The organism is Polaromonas sp. P1_G4 (assembly GCF_056405475.1).
Map to the genome: position 1 here is coordinate 1 of NZ_JBFUCA010000548.1, position 2,688 is coordinate 2,688.

At 60.0% G+C, this 2,688-nt stretch carries 3 protein-coding genes; 1 reads left to right on the top strand and 2 read right to left on the bottom strand.

Annotation, left to right across the window (positions count from 1 at the left end; translation table 11 throughout):
- A partial coding sequence (locus AC1D1X_RS20290; RefSeq protein WP_477699009.1) for an acetate--CoA ligase occupies positions 1-1,407 on the bottom strand: 1,407 nt, incomplete at its 3' end.
- Positions 1,408-1,555: 148 nt separating this feature from the next.
- On the opposite strand from AC1D1X_RS20290, the gene AC1D1X_RS20295 reads away from it, so the two are divergent.
- Positions 1,556-2,170: a YqhA family protein gene (locus AC1D1X_RS20295; protein ID WP_477699010.1), complete on the top strand. Its 615-nt coding sequence runs from the start codon at positions 1,556-1,558 to the stop codon at positions 2,168-2,170.
- 20 nt (positions 2,171-2,190) lie between these two features.
- On the opposite strand, the gene AC1D1X_RS20300 is transcribed toward AC1D1X_RS20295, so the two are convergent.
- Positions 2,191-2,688, bottom strand: a 498-nt coding sequence (locus AC1D1X_RS20300; RefSeq protein ID WP_477699011.1) for a Na+/H+ antiporter NhaA, incomplete at its 5' end; no start/stop codon positions are given.

Here is a 2,688-nt window from a genome sequence, read left to right on the forward strand (position 1 = left end):
ATCCTTGCCGGTTTCGTCGACGATGGCAGTCATGATGCCGGGCAATGGCAGCGTGCAGCTGCCGGGCACCAGCGGCGTGGCGCCGGGCAGCGGCGTGATCATGTGGCCACCGGTTTCGGTTTGCCAGAAGGTATCCACGATGGGGCAGCGCTCGCCGCCCACGTTCTTGTAGTACCACATCCAGGCTTCGGGGTTGATCGGCTCGCCAACAGAGCCCAGGATGCGCAGGCTGCTCAAGTCGGAGCGGGCCGGATGCACTTTCTCGTCAGCCTCGGCAGCCTTGATCAATGAACGGATGGCCGTAGGCGCCGTGTAGAAAATCGTGACCTTGTGTTTTTCGATCATCTGCCAGAAGCGGCCCGCATTCGGGAAGGTCGGTATTCCTTCAAAGATGATCTGCGTTGCGCCGGCAGCCAGCGGGCCGTAGGCCACGTAGGTGTGGCCAGTGATCCAGCCGATGTCGGCGGTGCACCAGAACACGTCGGCGGGCTGGATGTCGAAGGTCCAGTCCATGGTGAGTTTGGCCCAGAGCAGGTAACCTCCGGTGCTGTGCTGCACGCCCTTGGGCTTGCCGGTCGAGCCCGAGGTGTAAAGGATAAAAAGCGGGTGCTCYGCGCCGACGAACTCGGGTTCGCACACCGGAGCTGCCTTGGCGGTGATCTCGTGCATCAGGCTGTCGCGGCCAGCCACCATGTTGCAGGCAGTGGCCGTACGTTGGTAGACGATCACGTTTTTGATCGACTCGCAGCCGCCCATGGCGATGCCTTCATCGACGATGGCCTTGAGTGGCAACTCCTTGCCGCCGCGCAACTGGTAGCTGGCGGTGATGACGGCGACCGCACCAGCATCCTGAATACGCTCCTGAAGGCTCTTGGCCGAGAAGCCGCCGAAAACCACCGAATGCGTGGCGCCTATGCGGGCGCAAGCCTGCATGGCCACCACACCTTCGACCGTCATTGGCATGTAGATGATGACGCGGTCGCCCTTTTTGATGCCGGCGCCTTTCAGCGCGCTCGCAAACTGGCTGACCCTGGCATGCAATTCTTTGTAAGTGACGTTGGTAACCTTGCCGTCGTCGCTTTCAAAGATGATGGCTTTTTTGTTTTCGACCGGTGTGCCCAGATGGCGGTCCAGACAGTTGTAAGAAGCGTTGAGCTCGCCGTCGGCAAACCACTTGTAGAACGGAGCATTGGACTCATCCAGTGTCTGGGTGAAGGGCTTCTTCCAGCTCAGGTTTTCGCGCGCCAGGCGGGCCCAGAAACCCTCGAAATCCTTCTCGGCTTCCACGCACAGCGCCTGGTAAGCCGGCATACCCGAAATACGCGCGGCCTTCACGGTGGCCGGCGCCGGCGGGAAGATGCGATTTTCAACCAGGGTGGATTCGATCGCGGATGAAGGGGCGCTCATTGGTTTTGTCTCCTGTTTGTCACTGAATGCGTGGTACTGTCTTCTGCCGCACTTACAAGCCACTGACTGGCTTGAACCTTACAACTTCTGCAATTGAAGGGGTATCTACCCTCCCCCTACAATGCCGCAAACCCCAGCTTACGCCATCATGACTGAACCCACTCAATCCCCTGCCCCTGCCAAAATCTCACCCCTGCGCCCGCTGCCCAACCTGATTTTCGCCAGCCGCTGGCTGCAACTGCCGCTTTACCTCGGCCTCATCGCCGCGCAGGCCGTCTACGTAGTGCACTTTCTGGTGGAACTGTGGCACCTGATTGAAGCCGCATTCGGGAGTCAGACCGCGTTGCAGGCACTAATCACCAGCATAGGCTACAAGACCGCCATACCCGTCGTGTCGCTCAACGAAACGGTCATCATGCTGGTGGTGCTGGCGCTGATCGACGTGGTGATGATCTCCAACCTCTTGATCATGGTGATCGTGGGTGGCTACGAAACCTTTGTGAGCCGCATGAACCTCGAAGGCCACCGCGACCAGCCCGAATGGCTGAGCCACGTGAACGCTTCGGTATTGAAGGTCAAGCTGGCCACGGCCATCATCKGTATCAGCTCCATCCACCTGCTGAAGACGTTTATCAACGCCGACAACTACACCGACAAGGTCCTGATCGCGCAAACGGTGATCCATATCACCTTCCTGTTGTCGGCGATTGCGATCGCCTACACCGACAAAATCATGTCCGCGATCGCCGCACAAAAGCACTGACCGCGTCACGCCAGGCGGTCCTAGCCCGGCGCCTTTTCGGCAGCGCTGGCGCGCATCAGCATCACCGCACCCAGCACCCCYGACAACAACGAACCGCACAGCACACCCAGCTTTAGTTGCGTCTCGTATGCCGCATCCTGGCCGGCAAATGCGAGCGCACCGATGAAAAGGCTCATGGTAAAGCCCACGCCGCACAGCAGGCAGACACCAACAAACTGGCTCCAGCCAGCGCCGGCGGGCAGGCGTGCACCGACAAAGCGAATCAGCAGCCAGGAAGCCCCTAACACGCCGACGGCCTTGCCCACCAGCAGGCCTGCCGTAATACCCAAGGGCACGCTTTGAAGAAGCGTTCCGACGGTCACACCCTGAAGCGACACTCCCGCATTGGCAAACGCAAACATCGGTAGCACCGCAAAAGCCACCCAGGGGTGCAGCGCGTGCTCAGCGGTTTTCAATGGCGAGCCGCCTTTGCCATCTGAAAGGGGAATCGCCAGCGCGGTAATCACACCTGCCAGCGT